The sequence below is a fragment of the Nocardia sp. FBN12 genome (assembly GCF_054031145.1).
Window position 1 is genome coordinate 627480 of sequence record NZ_CM132926.1, and the last position, 20824, is coordinate 648303.

Sequence of the window (20824 nt, forward strand, 5' to 3'; positions counted from 1 at the left end):
GGCGAGTTCAGTGTCCTCGGGCGATCCAGTCGGCGAGTGCGGGCCGTTCGGTGCCGATGGCCGTGTTGTCGCCGTGGCCGGTGTGGACCGTCGTGGCGTCGGGGAGGGCGAAGAGCCGGTCCCGGATGGAGTCGATGATCGTGTCGAAGTCCGAGAACGAGCGGCCCGTGGCGCCGGGGCCGCCGGCGAACAGGGTGTCGCCGGTGAACAGGGCCGCGAGATCGGGGACGTGCAGGGAGACCGAGCCGGGGGAGTGGCCGGGAGTATGCAGGATGTCGATGTCGGTGCCCGCCACGGTGATTCGTGGAGTATCGGCCAGGGAGCGGTAGTCGGCGTCGGGGTGGGTCATGCGCCAGAGTGGCTCGTCGCCGGGGTGGAGCAGGACGGGTGCGTCGAGGCGCTTCGCGAGTTCCGGGGCGACGGTCACGTGGTCGTTGTGGCCGTGGGTGCACAGGATCGCGGTGACCTGGCGGTCGCCGACCGCGGCGGCGATGGCATCGGCGTCGTGGGCGGCGTCGATGACGAGCACCTCGTTGTCGTCACCGATCAGCCACACATTGTTGTCGACATCCCAGGTGCCACCGTCGAGCGCGAAAGTGCCCGAGGTGACGACTCTTTCGATGCGGGTCACCAGACCACCACCGAACGCAGCACCTTGCCCTCGGCCATCGCGGCGAACGCCTGCTCCACCTCGTCGATGCCGATCTTCTCGGTGACGAACCGGTCCAGCGGCAACCTGCCCTGCCGGTAGAGGTCGATGAGCATCGGGAAGTCGCGTTCGGGCAGGCAGTCGCCGTACCAGGACGACTTCAGTGACCCACCGTGCGAGAACAGATCGATGAGCGGCATCTCCAGCTTCATCTCCGGAGTGGGAACACCGACGAGCACCACCGTGCCTGCCAGATCGCGGCCGTAGAACGCCTGCTGCCAGGTCTCCGGGCGGCCGACCGCGTCGATCACCACGTCGGCACCGAAGCTGTCGGTGAGTTCCTTGATCCGTTCCACGACGTCTTCGCTGGTCGCGTCGATGGTGTGGGTGGCACCGAAGTCCTTGGCCCAGTCCAGCTTTCGCTGATCGCGGTCGATCGCGATGATCGTGCCCGCCCCGGCGAGGCGCGCACCGGCGATGGCGGCGTCACCCACACCGCCGCAGCCGATCACCGCGACACTGTCACCGCGCGAGACGTTTCCGGTGTTCATGGCGGCGCCGATGCCGGCCATCACGCCACAGCCGAGCAGGCCCGCGACAGCTGGGTCGGTCTCGGAATCGACCTTGGTGCACTGCTTTTCGTGCACAAGGGTCTTGTCGGCGAACGCGCCGACTCCGAGGGCCGGGGTGAGTGGGGTGCCGTCGGTGAGCGTCATCGGGACGCTGGCGTTGTGGGTGTCGAAGCAGTACCAGGGGCGCCCGCGACGACACGCTCGGCACTCACCGCAGACCGCGCGCCAGTTGAGGACGACGAAGTCGCCCTCGGCCACATGGGTCACGGCGGCGCCGACGGACTCGACCACACCGGCAGCCTCGTGACCGAGCAGGAACGGGAACTCGTCGTTGATCCCACCCTGGCGATAGTGCAGATCGGTGTGGCACACCCCGCAGGACTGGACGCGGACGACCACATCGTGCGGCCCCGGATCGGGAATCACGACATCGACGGTTTCGACCGGCGCATCCTGCGCGCGAGCGATGACCCCGCGGACGGTGTCGGGCATGCGAACCTCCTCATTGTTGACGTGAGCTACGCCAACGCTAGCGGGGTCGCGCGCCCGATCAGTCCGGGATGGGTGGGATCTGTCCGGTCGGAGTGCCGAGTTCTTCCTTCACGTGATGCTCGACGAGCAGCGGGACATAGTCGCGGATGTGCACTTTTCCGAACGCGTCGTACACGTTGTGCACGATGTCGGCGAGCTCAGCGGGTTCGATGGTGGGGTACCTGATGATCAACCGCTCGATGACCTCATCGAGCTGTCGGTTCTCGTTAGTGGTCATATGCCTGGGTTACCCGCAGACCGCGACGATCAACGGGGGCGGTGCCTACTTTTCGTCGAAAACCAGATCGGTAGGCGGGTGGGTGAGGCGGACGGTCGCACCGTCGATCACCGTGATCGCGTCGAGTCCGGTGGTGGAGTGGCCGGTCGACAGGATGAAGAAGCGGTCGGCCGCCTGGGCGAGGAAGGCGGGGAAGCCGTCGAGCGACAGGTCGCCGTCACCGAGTTCGAGGTAATCCGCGAGGCGGCGGAACAGCTTGGGGAGCAAGACGATGTCGTCGGTGAGGGAGGTCGGGGAGGTGATGGTGGCACCGGTCGTCGTCGCGTCGGCGGGCCAGACGCCGAGGCCGGCGGCCGCGGTCGAGACCGCGATGAACTCGTCGCGCAAGGCGGGGAACAGGCTGCGGTAAAACGTGGGGTAGGCCAGGCCGGTCGCCAGCTGATGGTGGTTGAGGGTGAGCCGCAGCAGCGCGACATCGACGAAGGTCTCGCTGCCCGAGTCGCCGGGTGCGGGTCCACGCCCGGCGAACGCGACGCATCGTCCGTGCAGGTCGGCGCCGCGGGTCAGGATGAAACCGGGTACGTCGGCCTGATCGGTGCTGGTCACCGTCTCGCTCGCGTTACGCACGACGCCGGTGAACCCCAGCCACGCCAGCAGCTCCCCGGCGGCGGCGTGGGCCAGTTCGAGCGGCTGGTGCATGCGGGTGCCGTGCCTGGGCGTGTAGTGCGTTTCGAGTGAGTCGATGCCGTCGAGGCGCAACTGCGCGGCACCCGAGGCGTTGCGTTTGACGCGATGCGGACCGCCGACGCGATCCCACAGGGCGGGGTCGTCAGGTCGGAAGCGGACCGAATCGCCATCGGGCTGTGCGCCTTTGGCGACGAAGACTCCGGAGATCAACAGAAACGGCATCGCGCATCCTTCGGCTCGTCGATGGTCGCCGACCCGGAACGCACGGGGAACCGCGTGGGGCGGCAGGGATCTCGACCACGCTGTCGAACAGGCATTCAGTCTGGGCACATGGTGTCGCACAGGGCAATACACACCGGTGATGGTTCCGCGCTGTTCACCCTGCGGTCACCGCGGTTGACCCGGATGCGGCGGGCGGCCGGCGGGCGCATCCCTGCTGGGCCGCGACGCATAGACGGTGTCGATGGTCGCGATCGGCGCCGCGTCCTGGACGCGGGGCGATCGGGTGGGCACGGTGGAAGGGACCTGACCAGAGGAGAGATATGAATCCGGCTCGCCCGACAGTTCGTGGCCCCCGCGCGGCCGTGCTCGCGCTCGCGATTCTCGCGGTGGGCGTCGGTGCCTGCTCCGCCGACCCCGGGACGGCGGGAACCGGCGCGTCGACCTCGGCGGCGCCGGCCGCGACCTCAGCAGGGTCCGCCGCCGCTCCGCAGGCTCGGCAGCTCGATCACACGCTGGACGACGATCTCTACGCCGCGGCAGCGGGCAACGACACCGCGCAGGTCCGTGACCTGATCGCCCGCGGCGCCGACATGGAGACGCGCGGCGACCACGGCCGCACCCCACTGGTCGCCGCCACCAAGAACAAGGCCGCCGAGGCAGCGGTGGCGCTGATCGAGGCGGGCGCCGACGTGAACGCCAAGGACGACCTCCAGGACTCCGCCTACCTGTACGCCGGCGCCGAGGGCCTCGACCAGATCCTCGAAGCGACCCTGCGCCACGGCGCCGACCTGCGCAGCGTGAACCGTTACGGCGGCACGGCACTCATCCCGGCGAGTGAGCACGCGCATGTGACTACCGTGCGAATGCTGATCGCCGCGGGCGTCGACGTCAACCATGTGAACAAGCCGCAGTGGACGGCACTGCAGGAGGCGGTCGTCTATGGCGACGGCTCTCCGCGCTACCAGGAAACCGTCACCGCACTGCTCGCCGCGGGCGCCGACCCGCAGATCCGCGACGCCGAAGGCCGCACCGCGCTGCAGAACGCCGAGCGTCTCGACCAAGACGCGATCGTCGCGCTGCTGCGCTGAGTGGACACGACAGCGGTCGAAGCTCACCGCACGTGTTCGCGCACCAATTCTGCGAACGCCGTTGCGGCGGCACTACGATGACCCTCGGCCGCGCGCAGCAGAGTGACTGTTCTGCGAGGTAAGCTGGGCCACAACGGAATTCGTGTCAGCTGTGGGTGGGTGCCGGTGACCGCCTCGGGCAGGATCGTCACCAGACTCGAAGCGGACACCGCCTCCAGCAGCGCCTGAATCGAGTCGACCTCCAAGGCGATTCGGGGCGAAATATCCTGCGCGCGCAGGTAGCTGTCGATGTGATGGCGCGTCGCGAACGACGGATTGAGCAGGGCGAGATCGTGGCCGACCAGATCGCCGGGTGCCATGGTTTCCGGTAGCGAGGGGTGGGCGGCGACGCCGAGTACCGCGGCCAGGTTCTCCTCGAACAACGCTTCGGCCGCGATGCCGGGCAGACGCGGCGGCGCGAAGGCGATGCCGAGGTCGATGCGGTCGTCGAGCAGTTCGGACTCGATGGTGTCCTGGGAGGACTCGCCGAACTCGACGGTGATCCCCGGATAGCGCGCCCGAAACCCCGCGATGAGCGGCCCCACCAGGTAGGGCGTGAAAGTGGGCGTCGCGGCGAAGCGGAGCAGCCCGCGACTCAGATCGGTGACATCGTGCACGGCCCGCTGCGCCGCCGCGACCTCCTCGACGGCCCGGCGGGCATGCGCGAGATAGGCCGCCCCGGCGTCGGTGAGCCGCACACTGCGCCCCGCCCGATCGAGCAATACCGCCCCCACGGCCCGCTCGAGCTGCTTGATCTGATGCGACAGCGTCGGCTGCGACACGTGCAGCTCCTCGGCTGCCCGGGTGAAATTCCCGTGCTCGGCGACGGCGGCCAGATAACGCAGGTGCCGGAGTTCTGGCGTCACCGCCCGAGAATACGCGCGAGCACCGCCCGCGTCGTCAACCGAGAATCGACCTGCCGTCCGGGCCGATCTTCGTCAGCACCGCGTTGACCACCAGGCACGCGCTGTCCACCACATCGGTCATCGGTTGGCGGTAGTCGTCGAGCACCCACTTCTGGGCGATGATCACGATGGCGCCGACCAGGCCGAACAGCACTGTGCGCACGCTGACGGTGGGGTGGGTTTCGAGGTCGACGTGCGGGGTGATCAGGGCCAGGCAGATGTCGACCAGGGCGTCGAGAACGCCGTAGTAGGCCCGGTCCACCGCAGCGCTCACGCCGAGGATCTCGAAGAACGCGATCCGGGGAACCCGTGGGTCGTCGAGGATGAGCTGGAAGTACGCGGTGAGCGCGACGCGCACCTGGGTCTCGACGTCGGCGTCGGGATCGCGCAGGCCGGTATGGATCGCCTCGATCATCCTGGCGGCTGTCTCGCGATACACCTCGAGCAGCAAATCCTCACTGTCGGCGAAGGATTCGTAGAAGTAGCGCTTGCCGACACCTGCCGCCGCGCAGATCGTGGTGACCGTGGTGTTGCGGTAGCCGTCGACACCGAAGGCTTCGGTGGCCGCTTCGATCAGCCGGGTGCGGCGTTCCTGCTGACGTTGCCCGGGTGCGGCGCCACGGTATCGGCGGCCGTCGTCGAGTTCGGGCGCTGTCACAGTGTCGATTCTGTCAGGTGACCGGTGCGGGATTCGCGCGGGCGCTGATCATGGCTTGCCCAGAACATGTTCTTGCGATCGAACGTGACGCGCGCTACGTTACTTCCCGGTACGGGAACGTTGTGGTTCCCGATGGTGGAGGGCTGAACCGAAGCATGATCAAACATCGTGGGCGGCTGGCTGCGCTGGTCGCATCCGTCGTCGTGTTGGCAGGCGCCGTGGCATCCGCACCGGTCGGACAAGCATCGCCGAACGCTGAGGGTCTCGACGCGCAGTTCGTCGCCACCCACAACGGGCCCCAGCAATTCCCCAATGTCTTCATCGAGTGGGATGTGCCGATCACGATGAGTGACGGCACCGTATTGAAAGCCAACGTCTATCACCCGGCCGGCGCCGACGGTCAGCCGATCGCGGAGCCGACACCCACCATCGTCAACATGACGCCCTACACCAAGCTGGTCACCAACATCGCCGACTCGGCGCTCGCGGTGCCCGGCCTGTCGGACGTGCTGATGCCGGTGCTGCAGAACCTGGACTTCTCGCCGTTCGGTTTCAGCAGCCTCAGCGACATGATGAAGGCGCTGCCCGGCGGCGCCGCCCGCACCTTCGGCGTCGACCGGAACCTGATCCGCGGCGGCTACACCCAGGTGGTCGTCGACGTGCGCGGCACCGGTTTCTCGCAGGGCACCTGGCAGGTGTTCGGCGAACGCGAACAGCTCGACGGCGTGGAAGTCGTCGACTGGGCGGCGAAACAGGGCTGGTCCGACGGCAAGATCGGGATGAGCGGCATCTCCTATTCGGGGATCAACCAGCTGCAGACCGCGCAGCGCCATCCCGAGGCGCTGAAGGCGATCTTCCCGATCGTCCCCGGTAACGACCTGATCCGCGATGTCGCCGCCCCCGGTGGCGCGCTCGGCATCGGCTTCATCCCGCTCTGGCTGCTCGCCGTCGACGGCGCGAAACTGCTGCCGGATGTGGTCGCGATCCTCACCGGCAAGTTCGACTGGACCTGGATGGCCGACCGGATCCGTGACCCGTTCACCTTCTTCAACGTGCTCATCGCCGCACTGGCCACGCCGACCGTCGAACAGATCCCACCGGAGATGGCCGCGATTCTCGACGACGAGAGCCCGCTGCGGACCGCCTGGGTCGGCGAGCCCGACAAGGTGCAGGTGCCGACCTTCCTCTACGGCGGCTGGCACGACATCTTCACCTACTCGACTCCGCGCATCTACAACGCCGTCGACGTGCCAGCCGAGCAGAAGAAGCTCATCATGGGCGACGTCTACCACGTGACGGTGAGCTCGGGCCTCGGTCAGCCGAATGCGCCCGCGCCGCTGGAATCGCTGCAGCGCGCGTGGTTCGACAAGTGGCTCAAGGGAATCGACAACGGCATCGATCGCTACGACCCGGTCACCCTGTGGCAGCAGGGAAGTGGGCAGTGGACCACCGATGTGGAGTTTCCGCGCCCTGGCATGCAGTACCGGCGGATGTATCTCGACGGCGCCTCGTCGGGGACCGCGCCGGGCGCGCGGTACGACGGCAGTTTGGTAGCCGCGCCCGGTGCGGCCCAGCGTGTTTCGGTCGATCCGAGCCTGACGACGATCTGTTCGCGGGACGCGGCGCAGGGCACGGCGGGCATGATTCCGCTGCCCGATATCTGCGCGAAGGACGCCAGGATCAGTGAGGGCGCCGCGCTCACCTTCACCACTGCCCCGGTGACCCAGCCGACCAGGATCTCCGGTGAGATCGCCGCGCACCTCAACACCGTGCTCGACACCACCGACGGCTACTGGACCGTCACGGTGAACGACGTCGCGCCCGACGGCACTTCGACAGTGTGGACCCAGGGCCAGCTGATGGCCTCGCTCCGCGCGGTCGACGAAGCCAAGTCGACCCGCTCACCCAACGGCGACTACACCGACCCCTACCCGATCCTCACCCTCGACACCCGCCAACCGATCGTGCCCGGCGAGCCGACCACCATCGACATCGGCATCCGCGCCACCGACGGTGTGCTGTTGCCGGGCCATCGGCTTCGGGTGGATGTGTTCGCGGGCAACTTCCCCAGCGGAATCCCGTTGCGGCCGTTGCTGAACGAGAGCGGGCTGCGCACCCAGCATCTCGAGCTGGATCCGTCCCGGCCGAGCTGGATCAACGTTCCCTTGGACGTCGATCCCGGCTGGTGAGCCCGGTTCACCCCGGTTCGAACAGCCTCGTCAGATCGTCGACGAATTCGGCATATGCCTCGGTGCGATCGGTCGCGGTGGTCACGACCGCGACCGTTCGTGGGTCGCCAAGTCGGGCACCCGGGTCACGTCGGCGCCCGCACCCGCCGCGAGGTGGGCGAAGGTGACCGCGTCGCGCACCGCCGCGCCACCGTGGTCGTTGTTGAAGTAGACGTAGCTGTCGTCGTCGGGCGACCAGGTGTCGAGCAGCCGATGTGCCCAGCCGCTCAGCGCCTGCTTGCCGTAGGACGGTAGGGGAGTGGCGCGGCCCGCGTGCAGGCGCAGGTAGGCCCAGTCGGTGGTTCGCCACAGCGGCGTGACCGGGCGGGAGTCGCGATCTGCCCAGGACAGTGCCGCGCCACGGGATTTCAGGACCGTGCGGATCTCGTCGGTCCACCAGGAATCGTGGCGCGGTTCCACCGCTACCCGCACCGAATCCGGGAAGCAGCGCAGGCAGGTGTCGAGGAGATCGGAGTCCGCGCGCAGGGTCGGCGGCAGCTGGAGCAGGATCGGGCCGAGTCGCTCGCCGAGGCCCGCGGCGTGGTCGAGTAGCCGCTGCACCGGTTCGGCCGGGTCGCGCAGCCGCTTGATATGGGTGAGATAGCGGCTCGCCTTCACCGCCACGACGAAGCCGGCGGGCGTGCGTTCCCGCCAGGTCGCGAAGTTCTCCCGGCTCGGCAATCGATAGAACGCGTTGTTCGACTCGACGGTCGAAAACGCCTCCGCGTACTGCTCGAGCCACAGCCTCGCCGGCACCTTCGGTGGATACAGCACGCCGCGCCAATCGCGGTACTGCCAACCGGAAGTGCCGACGTACATGGTCATGTCGGTGCCTCAGATCTCCGAGCGCAGCAGCGGCTGGAGTTCGCTGCTGTAGAAGTCGAGGAACGCGTCCATGTCCGGTCCCGCGTTCATCAGCACCACGTGATCGAAACCCGCGTCGACTGCCTTGCGCACCGCCTCGACGTAGCGTTTCGGATCGTTGCCGCAGACAAAGGACTCGAGCATGTCGTCGACTCGCACGGTGCTCGACGCGGCTTCGAAGTTCGCCGGATTGGGCAGCTCGCTCATCACCTTCCAGCCGCCGGTCGACCACCGGTTCGTCGACAGCGCGGCCTCGGCGCCTTCGCGATCGCTCTCGGCGAAGGCGACGCCCACTTCGACATAGCGCGGACCTGTGCCGCCATCCTGCTGAAAGGCCTGCACCAGTGCGGGATCCGGCGCGGTCGCGAACAGCCCGTCGCCGAGTTCGGCGGCGATCTTGGCCGCGCTGGGGCCGCCCGCCGCCACCGCGATCACCGGCAGCGTCTCCGGTAGATCGAACACCCGCGCGTCCGACAGCTCCAGAAACTCGCCGTAGTAGTTGCGGTAGCCGCCGCGCCACAACAACCGAATGATCTCGAGCGCCTCGCGCAACATCCGCTGACGGATCAGCACCGGCGGGAACTCGTGCCCGACGATGTGCTCGTTGAGCCGCTCGCCCGAACCGATTCCCAGGGTGAACCGCCCGTCCGATACCAGGGCGGTGGTGGCGGCCGCCTGGGCGATGATCGCGGGGTGATAGCGGATGATCGGGCAGGTCACGCCGGTGGCGAGCCCGATTTCCTCGGTGCGTGCCGCGATCGTGCCGAGGACCGTCCAGGCGAAGGGGGAGTGGCCCTGATTGTCGAGCCACGGATGGAAGTGATCGCTCATCTCGACGAAATCGAAGCCGACCGATTCGGCCCGAACCGCCTGTCGGACAAGTTCCTTCGGGCCGAATGCCTCGGCCGCCAATTTAAATCCGAGCTGCATGGCGAACCTTTCGCAGTGGGTCAGCCGCGGCCGAGGGCGTTGGCCAATTCCTGCTTGTTCATCTTGGAGCGGCCGTCGATATTGCGGCGCCGGGCCTCGTCGTAGAGCTGATCGCGGGTCTTGCCGCTGCCCTGGGTTCGTTGACCGCCACGTCGTTGCGAGGAACTGCCGGATTTCTTGCTGGATCCCTTTGTTTCGCCGTGCTGGGCGCGAGTCTTGTTGACCGTCCGCGCGGCGATCTCCTCGGCCCGTTCTTCGCTACGGCCACGGTCGCGCTCGGACTTCTTGATGTCTTTGTACTGGCGTTCGCGCTTGTCGCTCCACGCTTGCTGCGGCATGGCGTAGACCTCCTCCTCGATCGGTGGGCATCTTGGGTGTCGCCTACCCGGTAGCCGAGGACGGAAACAGCGGCCGGTCACGCGATGATGGCGTCCACGGTCGGTGGGCGCCATCACGGTCCGAGCCTGGCGGATCAGATGAAGAAGTTGAAGATCACGGTAGCTAGCCACTGAAAGAAGTCGATGACCATAACGGCTCACCTCCTTCCCCGAATGTCCATCCAGCTATTGCCGCTCACCGCGGGACGAAGTGTTCGAGCCGTGGTGTCATAGCTGGTTGTGGTTCCGATACCCGACATATCGTGAGTACCCGAAACTGTGTTAGCAATAACATAGCTACCTGCATGTGGTCGCATCGACCTGCCACACTTACCTGGTGGGCGCACCAGGCGGAATCGCGATTCGTGCATGGCGGTGGATCCGCAGCGCGCCCGGCACCTACCTCTGGCTCACCGCCCTCGCCGTCACGACGGTGATCATCGATCGTCTCCCGCCCGATGAAGCCGAACAGTGGCTCGGTCACCGCTCGACCAACCTGCATCACCTCGGTGAAGATCCGCTGCGGGTGCTGATCGCCAGTGCTTTCTGGACCGACGGCGGCGGATGGTTCGCCTATGTGGTGCTGTTCACCGTCTTTCACGCCAATGTCGAACGCTGGCTCGGCACCCTGCGCTGGCTGGTGGTCGTCGTGCTCGCGCATGTGGGCGCCACCTACCTCAGTCAGGGCGTGCTGCTGTGGGCGATTCGCAGCGACGACGCGCCCGAACGCGCGATGTATTTCCTCGATGTGGGCGTCAGTTACGCGCTGGCCGGTGTGGCCGCGGTGCTCGCGTACCGGGTGGTGACGCCGTGGCGCTGGTTATACGTGGTCGCGGTCCTCGCGGTCGTGCTCCCGCCGATCTTCCTGAACCGCGCGTTCACCGACATCGGACATGCGAGCGCGGCCGCCATCGGTTTCGCTTGCTACCCGCTGACTCGAGGCCGCGGGCGCGCGTGGGATCCCGCGGTAGTCCTGCGGAAATCCTCGACCGAGCGCTGATTGCTAATAGTTAGCCGACCGGCCGTGGGTGCGGGACGGGCGACCGCCGAGCGTCCTGTGCTCACTAGGGTGGGACCGGTGATCTTGCTGGCGATAGGTGTGGTTCTGCTCGGTGTGTTCGCGCTGCGCTTCCGTCAGGAGCGGCGCCGATTCAGTAATGGCGTGTTGCTGCTGCTCGGAATTCTGTGTGCCGGTGGCGCATTGATCGGTTCGGGTGCCGAAGGGGCGGGCCCCGAGATGCTGGTCTTCTTCGCGCTGGCGTTGTCGCCATTGCTCGTGCTCGCGCTGTCGGGGCTGCTGATGCTCAACGGGGTGGTGATGCTGCGCCGCGAGGGCGTGCGCGTGGCGAACCTGCTCTCCCTCGGACTCGGCGTCGCACTGTTGGTTCCGTACGTGTTGCTGGTGCTGGCGGTGATCGCCGAGTGGGAGGTGCTCGGGGTATTGCTGCTCGCGGTCGTGCTCGTCGCCGCCTACCTCGGCTTCGTGCTCGTCGCGTTCCTGTTCTATTCGCTCGTCTACGGCTGGGTGACACGTACCGACGACGTGGTCGCGATCGTCGTGCACGGCTCCGGCTTGCTCGGTGACCGGGTTCCGCCGCTGCTGGCGAGCAGGCTCGACCGTGCGCTCGGTATCTGGCGCACCGCCCGCGCGCACGGCCGGACGCCACTGCTGGTCACCAGCGGTGGCAAGGGGTCCGACGAGAAGGTCGCCGAGAGCACCGCGATGGCCGCCTACCTCGTCGAACACGGCGTGCGCGACGACGAGATCCTGCGGGAGGACCGTTCGACTACCACCCGCGAGAACCTGCTGTTCAGCCGCGAATTGCTGGCCAGACAGGGGATCGAGAGCCGCATTCTGCTGGTCACCAGCAATTTCCATGTGCTGCGGACCGCGTTGCTCGCGCGCTCGGTCGGGATCGACGCCAAGGCCGTCGGCGCGCCGACGGCCCGCTACTACCTGCCCAGCGCCATCCTGCGCGAATACGCCGGGATTCTGGCCGAGCACAAGGTGCTCAATGCCGTGCTGTGCGGGTTGCTGGTGGCGGCTCCGGTCGCGCTGGCGATCTTCGGCGAAGCCGGCTGACACATTTAGGTGTTACGTACAGTTATGGATAGTTGTATCATCGGAACTACCGAGCAGGGCGCAACGTCGCGACCTGGTGCATGGCAGGCCGTGCGCGGTTGATCGAGGAGTACCGATGAAGATATTTCCTTGGGGACGAGAGCATCCGGACATCGATCCGGGCGTGGTGGCATTGCACGCGCGCAATGTCAGCTTCGACTGGTCTGGCATCGACCTCCAGTGGATGTCGGCGGAACCGATCGCCGGCCACCTGATCAGCGCGCTCAACATGTTGCTGCCCGAGGGCGAGCGCATGTTCATCGAGACCTATCGCGAAGCATTGCCCTACGTCAAGGACGAGAAGCTGCGCGAGGACATGCTCGGTTTCATCGGGCAGGAAGCCATGCACGCGCAAACCCACGCGAAGGTGCTCGACGACGTCTTCACCGCCCATGGCATCGACGCGAGTCCCTATCTGCGGCAGATGGAATTCCTGTTTCGTGTCTCGCTCGGCCCGCGCGGTGGCGACGATCGCGCAGGCCGCCAGATGCTGGTGGAACGCCTCGCTTTCATCGCCTGCCTCGAACACTTCTTCGCCTGGCTCGGCGACTGGATTCTCAACGCCGATCTGGAGCAGTTCGGCGCCGACCCGCGGATGGCCGACCTGTTCCGCTGGCACGGTGCCGAAGAGGTCGAACACCGCAGCGTCGCCCATGATGTCGCGGAGTATTTCGGCGTCGGCTACGTCCGTCGCTGCGCGTCCATGACGCTGGTGTTCCCGATCTTCCTCATCGTGCTGGTGCGCGGTGCGCGGTTCCTCGTCCAGCAGGACCCGCGGTTGCCCGATCGGGGCTACCCGCGGCTGCTCACCGGGGTGTTCGGGGCGATGTGGCGCGGTGCGCTGCCCGGCGTCCCGTCGTTGCTGGTAAGTGCGCTGTCGACCTTCCAGCCCGGCTACAACCCGCAATCCGTCGGCTCGACGGCGCAGGCGATCGCGTATCTGGCCGCCTCGCCCGGTGCCCGCTCGGCAGCGTCGTGACCACGCGCGACATTCCCGCCGATCTCTACGGCAAGTACCGCCACGATCCGGCGATGAAGGTCATCGACGCCATCGCGGCTACCCGGCTGCGCTGGAGCGCGCTGGTCAACCGAGCTGATCTGCGACCGCGCGTCGACGACCGCCGCCTGCCGGTGGTGGTGACCGAACGCCGGATCGAAGCGCACGACCAGGACGTGGTGAGTCTTCGCCTCGAAGCCCCCGACGGTCGCGTGCTGCCGCGCTGGCGGCCCGGTGCGCACCTGGATCTGGAACTGCCGTCGGGTCGGCTGCGCCAGTACTCGCTGTGTGGCGATCCCGCCGACGAGCGCGCGTACCGCATCGCCGTGCGCCGTATTCCCGGTGGCGGCGGTGGCTCGATCGAGGTGCACGACGAACTGCCCGCCGGCTCCCGGCTGGTGGTGCGCGGCCCGCGCAACGCCTTCCCGTTCGCGGTGCCCGGTCACGGATCACCTTCGCAGCGGCTGCATTTCGTCGCAGGGGGCATCGGCATCACCCCGATCCTGCCGATGGCACGGCTCGCCCACCGGCTCGGTGTGCCGTGGACGCTGGTCTACAGCGGTCGCAGTCGCGACACCATCCCGTTCCTGGCCGAGATCGAGAGCTTCGGCGCGAATGTCGTCGTGCGCACCGATGACGAGCACGGCCTGCCCACCGCGCCGGATCTGCTGCCGGGCGTAGGTCCCGGCACCGCGGTCTACGCGTGCGGCCCGACACCGATGACCTCGGCGATCGTCGCCGCCGTGCGCGAGATGCCCGATGTGGAACTGCATTTCGAGCGATTCTCGCCGCCACCGATCATCGACGGCACGGCATTCGAGATCGAATTCGCCTCCAGCGGTGCGGTTGTCACGGTCGACGCCGACCGGTCGGTGCTCGACACGATCCTCGATTCCCGCCCCGACCAGCCCTACTCGTGCAGGCAGGGCTTCTGTGGCACCTGCGTGGTGCGGGTTCGCTCGGGCGAGCCGGACCATCGCGACACCACGCTGTCCGATGCCGACCGTGCCGAGGGTGCCATGCTGGCCTGCGTATCCCGTTCCCGCGGTGAGCGATTGGTGCTCGACCTGTGATTTCTCTGCTGGACAAGGAGTCCGAACGATCATGACGAACGACAGCCCGCAGCCCGTCAACCAGCGCACCGTCCGCAGCGGTGATTTCGACATCGCCGTGTTCGAATACGGCGACCCGGCCGCCGACACCATCGTGCTCGTGCACGGCTGGCCCGACACCCACCACCTGTGGGACCGGGTGATTCCGCTGCTCACCGACCGCTTCCATGTGGTCGCCTACGACACCCGCGGGCACGGCGAATCCACCCGCACCCAGCGCACCGACGACTTCCGCCTCGACGAACTGTCACGCGATTTCTACGCTGTGCTCGACGCGGTGAGCCCCGACCGCCCCGTGCACGTGCTCGCCCACGACTGGGGCTCGGTGCAGGTGTGGGAGGCGGTATGCGAACCGCAGGCCGGCGAGCGCGTCGCCTCGTTCACCTCGGTCTCGGGCCCCAATCTCGACCACCTGTCCAGCTGGGTGCGCGACCGGCTCTCCCGCCCGACCCTGCGCAATGTCTGGCAGCCGATGACCCAGCTCGCCTCCTCGGCCTACACCTTCTTCTTCATGACGCCCGGGCTGCCGCGCGCGACATTCAACGCCATCGGCACCGAAAAGCTGTGGCAGCGTGCGGTTTCCCTGATGAACGACACGCCCGTCGCGAATGTGAAGCTCGGCCCCACCTTCCGCCGTGACATGGTCGACGGACTGCTCATCTATCGCGCGAACATCGTGCAGCGCATGCTCTCCCCGCGTGAGCGCCGCACCGAGGTGCCGGTGCAGCTGATCGTGGCCGGACGCGATGTCGCCGTGCGACCCGCGGGCTACGACGATTCGGGCAAGTGGACCGACCGGCTGTGGCGTCGTGATGTGCCCGCCGGGCACTGGATGCCGTTCTCGCATCCGGAACTGCTCGCCACCGCGACCACCGAGCTGATCGACGCACTCGACGGTGCCGCGGTCTCACGCGGGCTGGCCAGGGCTGAAGTAGGCCCTGCGCGAAGGGAATTCGAGCACAAGCTGGTGGTGGTCACCGGTGCGGGTAGCGGCATCGGCCGCGAGACCGCGCTGGCCTTCGCCCGGCTCGGCGCCGAAGTGGTGGTCTCCGATGTCAACGAGCTCGCCGCCAAGGCCACCGCGGAACTCGTCGCCGCGGAAGGTGGTGTGGCGCATTCCTATCCGCTCGATGTGTCGAACGAGGACGCGGTGCGCGCGCATGCGGACACGGTGATCGCCGCGCACGGCGTGCCCGATGTGCTGGTCAACAATGCCGGCGTCGGCCAGGCGGGCGGGTTCCTCGACACGCCGTCGGAGGAGTTCGACCGCGTCCTGCGGATCAACCTCGGCGGCGTGGTCAACGGCTGCCGGGCGTTCGGTGCGGCGATGGCCGATCGCGGGCTCGGCGGGCACATCGTGAACCTGTCGAGCATGGCCGCCTACAGCCCGCAGCGCGACATGGCGGCCTATGCCACCAGCAAGTCGGCGGTGTTCATGTTCTCCGACTGCCTGCGTGCCGAACTGGCCGACCGCGGCGTCTCGGTGTCGACGGTGTGCCCCGGCATCGTGCACACCAATATCGTCGCCACCACCCGCATCTCGGGTGTCTCCGCCGAGGAGGAGACGGCCAAGCAGCAGAAGTTCGACAAGCTGTACGAGCGACGCGGCTACACTCCCGACCGTGTGGCGGCCCAGATCGTGAAGGCCGTGCGGACCGGACGTGACATCGTGCCGGTGACGCCGGAATCGTGGGTGCAGTACCGGCTCAACCGGATCGCCCCCGGTGCGGTGCGCTTCGCCGCGCGCCGGATGAAGCTGGTCTGACTCGGCTACGCCCGGCGCAGTTGCTCCTGCACGGCGGCGACGTGCCGGGCGTCCACGCCCCAGGGGTTGTCGACGCCCACCTTTCGGTCCAGGTCCCAGAGCACGCACTCCTCGTCCGGCCGCGCGACCAGCGACCAGGCCACCACGGTGCGGCCCAGTTGTTCGACCATGGTGCCGTGATTCTGGGTGCTCTCGCCGACGCCCTCGGGGAAATGATGCAGGAAACGGCCATAAGCCTGCGCACAGAAGTCCGCGTAGAGCTGGGTGCAGAGGATGAAGCCGTGCCAGGCCTCGTCGACCGCGTGCGAGGGCATGCCGATCACCTGGTCGTCGCGAATGGCGGCGCCGCAGCACCGCAACCATTGGCGCAGACCGGTTTCCACGAGCTCGCGGGGCTGCCACGGTGAGGTCTTGAAGATCGCGTCGGGCAAGCGCAGCGCATCGACGGTGCGGTCGACGGTGGGGAGGTCGACTTGCCGTCTGCCCGCTCGCGGGAAAGAGAACGCCACAATTCACTGTAAGGCCACTGGCCGCGGAGCAGCCGTGGGATCCGGGCAGTCCGGCCGGTGGACATTCTGTGATCCAGGCCTCAGCGCCCTTGACCTGAACTTCACTTCAGGTTTCATGCTTGACTCGTTCGGTCAACACCACGAAGGAGTCGCGATGCGTGCAGTGCAGGTCAAGGAATTCGGTGGTCCCGAAGTCTTGGAGGTATTGGAATTCCCTGCGCCACAACCGGATTCGGCCGAAGTGGTGGTCGACGTCGAGGTGGCCGACGTGATGTTCCTCGACACCCGGTTGCGCAGCGGGTGGGGGCAGGATTACTTCGCGTTGAGCCTGCCCTATGTCCCCGGCGGCGCTGTCGGTGGTGTGGTCAGCGCGGTCGGCGCGCAGGTAGATCCCCGCTGGCTGGGCAAGCGCGTGGTCACCCAGACCGCCGCCAGCGGCATCGGTGGCGGCCTGCCCACCGGCGGCTACGCCGAGAAATCCCTCGCCAAGGCGGCCACCCTGACCGAGATCCCCGACGGACTCACCACTGAGCAGGCCGTCGGTCTCGCCCACGACGGACGCACGGCTCTGTCCGTCTTCGACACCGCCGCGGTGCAACCGGGTTCGTGGGTGCTGATCACCGCCGCCGCGGGTGGCCTCGGCACACTGCTCACCCAGCTGTCGGTCGCCGCCGGCGCGCACGTGGTAGCGGCTGCCCGTGGCCAGGAAAAGCTCGCGCTCGCAACACGATTGGGCGCCACGGCAGTGGTCGACTACTCCGCCGACGGGTGGGAAGAGCGAGTCCGTGAGATCACCGGAGGGGGTGTGGCCGTAGTCTTCGACGGTGCCGGCGGTGAGATCGGCGGCGCGGCGTTGACGGCCGCTGCCGATGGCGGCCTGTTCCTCGGATACGGCTCTGCCGCGGGTGATTTCGCGCAGGGCGACACCGAAGCGGCGGTCGCACGCGGTGTGCGAGTGCTCGGGCTGTTCGATGTCGTCGAGGACGATGTCGACTGGGTCGGTATCACGGCCCGCGCGCAGCAGGCGGTAGCCGAGGGTGCGCTGGAAGTGGTGATCGGGCAAACCTTCCCGATCGACCAGGTGCGACAGGCGCACGCCGCCATCGAGAGTCGATCCGCCCTCGGTCGTACCTTGTTGACGCTCGGCGCGTCATTGTAACTTATCAAGCACCGCAACGGAATACACGTTAAGTTATGTTCTGTGCAGGGACTGATAATCATCGCAGTGATAGCTGCGGTTCTGTTGTTGGTAATAGGAGTCATCAAGTTGGCCAGCAACCCAGGGGGCAACATCGAACGTCGCGACCGCGACGCGCGAGTGCGGGGTGGCCAGCGAGCTGAACGCTCGTAACCCATCCCCCGGGTGCCGCACGACAACGGCGATCGGTCGCCGCGCCTTCCTAGGAAGCCGCGGCCCCCGATCGCCGTTCCTGTCCCACCTCCGACACGACCGCCGCGTCAAGTGGTCAACCCCGCACTCCGCCGGGTACCATGCGACTCGCCCGCGGAGACCCCCGCGGCGAGGGGCGGTAGCTCAGTCGGTTAGAGCCGCGGACTCATAATCCGCTGGTCGTGGGTTCGAGCCCCACCCGCCCCACTTCCCCCTCTGACCTGCTGATATTCGCAATCAACTCTGCGCGTCGACGGTCCGGGCGCGGTGCAGCAGGGTCTCGGTGAGGGCGGATAGGCGGTCGGCCGCTTCGGGGTCGAAGGTGTCCACCGACTGATACGTCGCTCGAATTCGTTCGATCACCCGCCGGTTCTCGGCTACCAGACTCGAGTCCGCCTCGCCCTCGCGGGCACGCTCCGGCTCGATGACCCGGAATTGGCGGCCACCCACTTCACCGCCCTGCTCACCGGCAGCATCGACACCCGATCCAAACTCGGCACCTGCCCCCTCGCGATCCCCGAACTACGCGTTGTCTCCGACGCGGCGGTGACAACCTTTCTGAGAGCTTTCGGTACCCCTACTTCGCCCTGAGCCCCGCGATGAGGAGGCCGACCATGCGGCGCGGGTTGTAGCGAGGAGTACTTCCGCCGACGCAGAGGTTGCCGACAGCACGGAGGATTTCGTAGGGGTCGGTACCGGGGCGGATTTCGCCTGCGGCGGTGGCGGCGGTGAGGAGGGCCTCGCAGGTGGGGACCAGGCGGTCGAGGAAGTAGGTGTGGAGGGTTTCGAAGGTGGTGGCGTCGGATTGAAGTGCTTCCGCGAGACCGTGTTTGGTGGTCAGGAAATCGGCGAAGAGGTTGATCCATTCGCCGAGTGCGGCGTGGGGTGAGGTGTTGGTGGCGAGGAGGGTGGGGCCAGCTTCGGCGCAGGCTTCGACCTGGTGGCGGTAGACGGCGACGATGAGGTCGGCCCGGGTGGGGAAGTGGCGATAGATGGTGCCGACCCCGACGCCGGCGCGGGTGGCGATCTCGCGGACGGGGACGTCGACGCCGGAGGCGATGAAGGCGGCTGCGGCAGCGTCGAGTAGCGCCTGCTGGTTGCGCCGGGCGTCGGCTCGTCGGCGCGGCGGCTCGGTCGGGTTGTCGACCACGAGACCTCCCTCTTGCTAAGCGGAACACTGTTCCGTATGTTGATTAGCGGAACATTGTTCCGCTTGGTTGAGGATGCCAGAACCGGCGAGCCGAACCAAGCTCATCTGGGAGGAACCGCCATGCAGTACCGCACTCTGGGTCGTACCGGCGTTCAGGTCAGCGCGCTCGTGCTCGGCGCGATGAACTTCGGCAAGCTGGGAAAGTCCACGCAGGACGAGGTCACCGCCATGATCGATGTCGCGATCGAGGGCGGCATCAACCTCATCGACACCGCCGACATGTACGGCCACGGTGAATCGGAAGAACTGGTGGGCAAGGCTATCGCTGGCCGTCGCGACGACATCGTGCTGGCTACGAAGGCGAGCATGCCGATGGGCGAGGAGCGCAACCATCGCGGCGGTTCGCGCCGCTGGCTGACCACCGCGCTCGACAACAGCCTGCGCCGCCTCGACGTCGACCACGTCGACCTCTATCAAATCCACCGTTGGGACCCCGAAACCAGCGACGAGGAAACCCTCTCGGCGCTGACCGACCTGCAGCGCGCGGGCAAGATCCGCTACTTCGGCTCCTCGACATTCCCCGCCTACCGCATCGTCCAGGCGCAATGGGCAGCCGCGGAGCGCCACCTGAGCCGATATGTGACCGAACAACCCAGCTATTCGATCCTGCAGCGCGGCATCGAAACCCACGTCCTGCCGGTCACCGAGGAATACGGCCTCGGCGTCCTCGCGTGGAGTCCGCTGGCGTCGGGCTGGCTCTCGGGCGCGATCCGCGCCGACCGCGAAATATCCACCAGCCGTTCAACCTTCATGCCCGACCGCTACGACACCACGATCCCCGCCAACCACGCCAAAATGGCCGCCGTCGAGCAACTCGCGAAGCTGGCCGACCAGGCGGGCCTGACCCTGATCCAACTCGCCCTGGCGTTCGTCACCACGCACCCCGCCATCACGAGCGCCATCATCGGACCACGCACCATGGACCACCTGCGCTCCCAGCTAGCCGCCGCCGACACCGTCCTGCCGCCCGACGTCCTCGACGCCATCGATGCGATAGTCGCCCCCGGCACCGACCTCGCTCCCCACGAAAAGCATGACACGCCACCATCTCTGCTCAACCCAGCCCTACGTCGTCGATGATGAGGGCGTTCGCACCGGCGGCATAACCAGAGCACCGATCGACGGTGGGATCAGTCGCGTGGCTCGAGGATGACGATTGGGATCGTGCGGTTGCCTGCGTTGCGTTGGTAGAAGTCGTAGCTGGGGAAGGACTCGACGAACCTCGGCCACAGGCGGTTTCGTTCGGTGTCGGCGGCTATCCGGGCTCGGACGGGGAGTAGGTCGGCGCCGATTTGGATCGTGGTGTCCGGGTTGGCTTTCAGGTTGTGGAACCAGGCTGGGTGGGTTGGTTGGCCGGCTTTGGATCCAGCTATGGCGATGGCGTCGCCGTCGTGGTGGTACATGACGGGTGAGGTTCGGTGGGTGCCGGTTCTGGCGCCGACGTGGTTCAGGAGCAGGACTCGGGCATCGGGGAAAGCGGGGAAACGGCCGCCGAGTCGGCCGTTGGTGCGGCGGTACAGGGCTACATGGACCTTCGTTGATCGGCGGCCGAGGTAGATTCCGCGCTTGCTCGCGAATCGGGATAGCGATTCCACCAACCGTGCTGTCAACGGCGTTGTGGTACTGCGGTTTTGGTTCTGATCGTGCACTGCCCCTCCAGAGTCTCGATCTACTACGCACCATAGTAGACGTGTTGTCCGCCGGTGGGGTGGTGATTCGTCAACAGTGGCC

Annotated in this window: 23 protein-coding genes and 1 tRNA gene; 11 read left to right on the plus strand and 13 right to left on the minus strand. The window is 67.1% G+C overall.

The features are described 5' to 3' along the window. Positions 1-7: 7 nt before the first annotated feature. The 4 genes from ACWZHB_RS03260 to ACWZHB_RS03275 are packed head-to-tail and all read right to left on the minus strand — an operon-like array spanning position 8 to position 2899. Positions 8-634 (minus strand): MBL fold metallo-hydrolase, encoded by a 627-nt coding sequence (locus ACWZHB_RS03260; protein ID WP_427909064.1) that lies wholly within the window; start codon positions 632-634, stop codon positions 8-10. Then, on the minus strand, positions 628-1713 hold the full coding sequence (locus ACWZHB_RS03265) for an S-(hydroxymethyl)mycothiol dehydrogenase (protein WP_427906451.1): 1086 nt from the start codon (positions 1711-1713) through the stop codon (positions 628-630). Before ACWZHB_RS03265 ends, ACWZHB_RS03260 begins: the two co-directional genes overlap by 7 nt. A 58-nt stretch (positions 1714-1771) precedes the next feature. Continuing rightward, positions 1772-1990: a three-helix bundle dimerization domain-containing protein gene (locus ACWZHB_RS03270; RefSeq protein ID WP_427906452.1), complete on the minus strand. Its 219-nt coding sequence runs from the start codon at positions 1988-1990 to the stop codon at positions 1772-1774. A gap of 45 nt (positions 1991-2035) precedes the next feature. Beyond that, on the minus strand, positions 2036-2899 hold the full coding sequence (locus ACWZHB_RS03275) for a hypothetical protein (protein ID WP_427906453.1): 864 nt from the start codon (positions 2897-2899) through the stop codon (positions 2036-2038). Between the two features lie 320 nt (positions 2900-3219). Between ACWZHB_RS03275 and ACWZHB_RS03280 the strand changes: the two genes are divergently transcribed. Beyond that, entirely contained in the window at positions 3220-3987 is a 768-nt protein-coding gene (locus tag ACWZHB_RS03280) for an ankyrin repeat domain-containing protein (protein ID WP_427906454.1), read from the plus strand. A gap of 23 nt (positions 3988-4010) precedes the next feature. Here the strand turns inward: ACWZHB_RS03280 and cynR are convergent, their stop codons facing one another. Both cynR and ACWZHB_RS03290 read right to left on the minus strand, forming a co-directional pair. Beyond that, positions 4011-4892 carry a transcriptional regulator CynR gene (gene cynR / locus ACWZHB_RS03285; protein WP_427906455.1) on the minus strand — a complete coding sequence of 294 codons (882 nt, stop codon included), beginning with the start codon at positions 4890-4892 and terminating at the stop codon, positions 4011-4013. Positions 4893-4926: 34 nt separating this feature from the next. Further along, complete coding sequence (locus ACWZHB_RS03290; protein WP_427906456.1) at positions 4927-5589, minus strand: TetR/AcrR family transcriptional regulator; 663 nt, start codon at positions 5587-5589, stop codon at positions 4927-4929. Between the two features lie 155 nt (positions 5590-5744). Here ACWZHB_RS03290 and ACWZHB_RS03295 point away from each other — a divergent pair, with 155 nt between their 5' ends. After that, entirely contained in the window at positions 5745-7778 is a 2034-nt protein-coding gene (locus ACWZHB_RS03295; protein WP_427906457.1) for a CocE/NonD family hydrolase, read from the plus strand. Between the two features lie 81 nt (positions 7779-7859). Here the strand turns inward: ACWZHB_RS03295 and ACWZHB_RS03300 are convergent, their stop codons facing one another. The 3 genes from ACWZHB_RS03300 to ACWZHB_RS03310 are packed head-to-tail and all read right to left on the minus strand — an operon-like array spanning position 7860 to position 9949. Next, complete coding sequence (locus tag ACWZHB_RS03300) at positions 7860-8642, minus strand: DUF72 domain-containing protein (protein WP_427906458.1); 783 nt, start codon at positions 8640-8642, stop codon at positions 7860-7862. Between the two features lie 9 nt (positions 8643-8651). Beyond that, the gene (locus ACWZHB_RS03305) at positions 8652-9611 is read right to left on the minus strand and encodes a TIGR03557 family F420-dependent LLM class oxidoreductase (RefSeq protein ID WP_427906459.1); all 960 of its coding nucleotides are present in this window, start codon (positions 9609-9611) and stop codon (positions 8652-8654) included. A 20-nt stretch (positions 9612-9631) separates the two neighbouring features. Beyond that, positions 9632-9949, minus strand: coding sequence for a plasmid stabilization protein (locus ACWZHB_RS03310; RefSeq protein WP_427906460.1), 318 nt, complete (start codon positions 9947-9949; stop codon positions 9632-9634). A gap of 376 nt (positions 9950-10325) precedes the next feature. On the opposite strand from ACWZHB_RS03310, the gene ACWZHB_RS03315 reads away from it, so the two are divergent. The 5 genes from ACWZHB_RS03315 to ACWZHB_RS03335 all read left to right on the plus strand — a co-directional run bounded on the left by ACWZHB_RS03315 (position 10326) and on the right by ACWZHB_RS03335 (position 15984). After that, positions 10326-10988 (plus strand): rhomboid-like protein, encoded by a 663-nt coding sequence (locus ACWZHB_RS03315; protein WP_427906461.1) that lies wholly within the window; start codon positions 10326-10328, stop codon positions 10986-10988. A 78-nt stretch (positions 10989-11066) separates the two neighbouring features. After that, positions 11067-12071 (plus strand): YdcF family protein, encoded by a 1005-nt coding sequence (locus ACWZHB_RS03320; RefSeq protein ID WP_427906462.1) that lies wholly within the window; start codon positions 11067-11069, stop codon positions 12069-12071. A 115-nt stretch (positions 12072-12186) separates the two neighbouring features. Beyond that, on the plus strand, positions 12187-13089 hold the full coding sequence (locus ACWZHB_RS03325) for a metal-dependent hydrolase (RefSeq protein WP_427906463.1): 903 nt from the start codon (positions 12187-12189) through the stop codon (positions 13087-13089). Continuing rightward, positions 13086-14180 (plus strand): PDR/VanB family oxidoreductase, encoded by a 1095-nt coding sequence (locus tag ACWZHB_RS03330; protein WP_427906464.1) that lies wholly within the window; start codon positions 13086-13088, stop codon positions 14178-14180. Before ACWZHB_RS03325 ends, ACWZHB_RS03330 begins: the two co-directional genes overlap by 4 nt. 31 nt (positions 14181-14211) lie before the next feature. Continuing rightward, the gene (locus ACWZHB_RS03335) at positions 14212-15984 is read left to right on the plus strand and encodes an SDR family oxidoreductase (RefSeq protein WP_427906465.1); all 1773 of its coding nucleotides are present in this window, start codon (positions 14212-14214) and stop codon (positions 15982-15984) included. Positions 15985-15989: 5 nt separating this feature from the next. Here ACWZHB_RS03335 and ACWZHB_RS03340 read toward each other — a convergent pair whose 3' ends face one another. Then, a complete protein-coding gene (locus tag ACWZHB_RS03340; protein ID WP_427906466.1) occupies positions 15990-16493 on the minus strand; it encodes a glycine-rich domain-containing protein in 504 nt (167 codons plus the stop codon). A 154-nt stretch (positions 16494-16647) separates the two neighbouring features. On the opposite strand from ACWZHB_RS03340, the gene ACWZHB_RS03345 reads away from it, so the two are divergent. After that, on the plus strand, positions 16648-17652 hold the full coding sequence (locus tag ACWZHB_RS03345) for a zinc-binding dehydrogenase (RefSeq protein WP_427906467.1): 1005 nt from the start codon (positions 16648-16650) through the stop codon (positions 17650-17652). 364 nt (positions 17653-18016) lie between these two features. Further along, positions 18017-18090: transfer RNA gene (locus tag ACWZHB_RS03350), tRNA-Ile, on the plus strand. A 30-nt stretch (positions 18091-18120) separates the two neighbouring features. Here ACWZHB_RS03350 and ACWZHB_RS03355 read toward each other — a convergent pair. After that, the gene (locus ACWZHB_RS03355; protein WP_427906468.1) at positions 18121-18333 is read right to left on the minus strand and encodes a hypothetical protein; all 213 of its coding nucleotides are present in this window, start codon (positions 18331-18333) and stop codon (positions 18121-18123) included. Between ACWZHB_RS03355 and ACWZHB_RS03360 the strand changes: the two genes are divergently transcribed. Then, positions 18319-18474 (plus strand): hypothetical protein, encoded by a 156-nt coding sequence (locus ACWZHB_RS03360; protein WP_427906469.1) that lies wholly within the window; start codon positions 18319-18321, stop codon positions 18472-18474. The two genes, ACWZHB_RS03355 and ACWZHB_RS03360, sit on opposite strands and share 15 nt — an antisense overlap. Here the strand turns inward: ACWZHB_RS03360 and ACWZHB_RS03365 are convergent. After that, complete coding sequence (locus tag ACWZHB_RS03365; protein ID WP_427906470.1) at positions 18461-19033, minus strand: TetR/AcrR family transcriptional regulator; 573 nt, start codon at positions 19031-19033, stop codon at positions 18461-18463. The two genes, ACWZHB_RS03360 and ACWZHB_RS03365, sit on opposite strands and share 14 nt — an antisense overlap. Positions 19034-19153: 120 nt before the next feature. Here ACWZHB_RS03365 and ACWZHB_RS03370 point away from each other — a divergent pair, with 120 nt between their 5' ends. Beyond that, positions 19154-20173 (plus strand): aldo/keto reductase, encoded by a 1020-nt coding sequence (locus ACWZHB_RS03370; protein WP_427906471.1) that lies wholly within the window; start codon positions 19154-19156, stop codon positions 20171-20173. 50 nt (positions 20174-20223) lie between these two features. On the opposite strand, the gene ACWZHB_RS03375 is transcribed toward ACWZHB_RS03370, so the two are convergent. Beyond that, a complete protein-coding gene (locus ACWZHB_RS03375) occupies positions 20224-20688 on the minus strand; it encodes a nitroreductase family deazaflavin-dependent oxidoreductase (RefSeq protein WP_427906472.1) in 465 nt (154 codons plus the stop codon). Positions 20689-20824 lie beyond the last annotated feature (136 nt).

Bases quoted from the DNA above. Each gene is read 5' to 3' on its own strand.
- ACWZHB_RS03280 (WP_427906454.1), top strand. From the start codon at position 3,220: ATGAATCCGGCTCGCCCGACAGTTCGTGGCCCCCGCGCGGCCGTGCTC.
- ACWZHB_RS03275 (WP_427906453.1), bottom strand. From the start codon at position 2,899: ATGCCGTTTCTGTTGATCTCCGGAGTCTTCGTCGCCAAAGGCGCACAG.
- ACWZHB_RS03345 (WP_427906467.1), top strand. From the start codon at position 16,648: ATGCGTGCAGTGCAGGTCAAGGAATTCGGTGGTCCCGAAGTCTTGGAG.
- ACWZHB_RS03305 (WP_427906459.1), bottom strand. From the start codon at position 9,611: ATGCAGCTCGGATTTAAATTGGCGGCCGAGGCATTCGGCCCGAAGGAA.
- ACWZHB_RS03310 (WP_427906460.1), bottom strand. From the start codon at position 9,949: ATGCCGCAGCAAGCGTGGAGCGACAAGCGCGAACGCCAGTACAAAGAC.
- ACWZHB_RS03300 (WP_427906458.1), bottom strand. From the start codon at position 8,642: ATGACCATGTACGTCGGCACTTCCGGTTGGCAGTACCGCGATTGGCGC.
- ACWZHB_RS03265 (WP_427906451.1), bottom strand. From the start codon at position 1,713: ATGCCCGACACCGTCCGCGGGGTCATCGCTCGCGCGCAGGATGCGCCG.
- ACWZHB_RS03295 (WP_427906457.1), top strand. From the start codon at position 5,745: ATGATCAAACATCGTGGGCGGCTGGCTGCGCTGGTCGCATCCGTCGTC.
- ACWZHB_RS03370 (WP_427906471.1), top strand. From the start codon at position 19,154: ATGCAGTACCGCACTCTGGGTCGTACCGGCGTTCAGGTCAGCGCGCTC.
- ACWZHB_RS03335 (WP_427906465.1), top strand. From the start codon at position 14,212: ATGACGAACGACAGCCCGCAGCCCGTCAACCAGCGCACCGTCCGCAGC.
- ACWZHB_RS03325 (WP_427906463.1), top strand. From the start codon at position 12,187: ATGAAGATATTTCCTTGGGGACGAGAGCATCCGGACATCGATCCGGGC.
- ACWZHB_RS03270 (WP_427906452.1), bottom strand. From the start codon at position 1,990: ATGACCACTAACGAGAACCGACAGCTCGATGAGGTCATCGAGCGGTTG.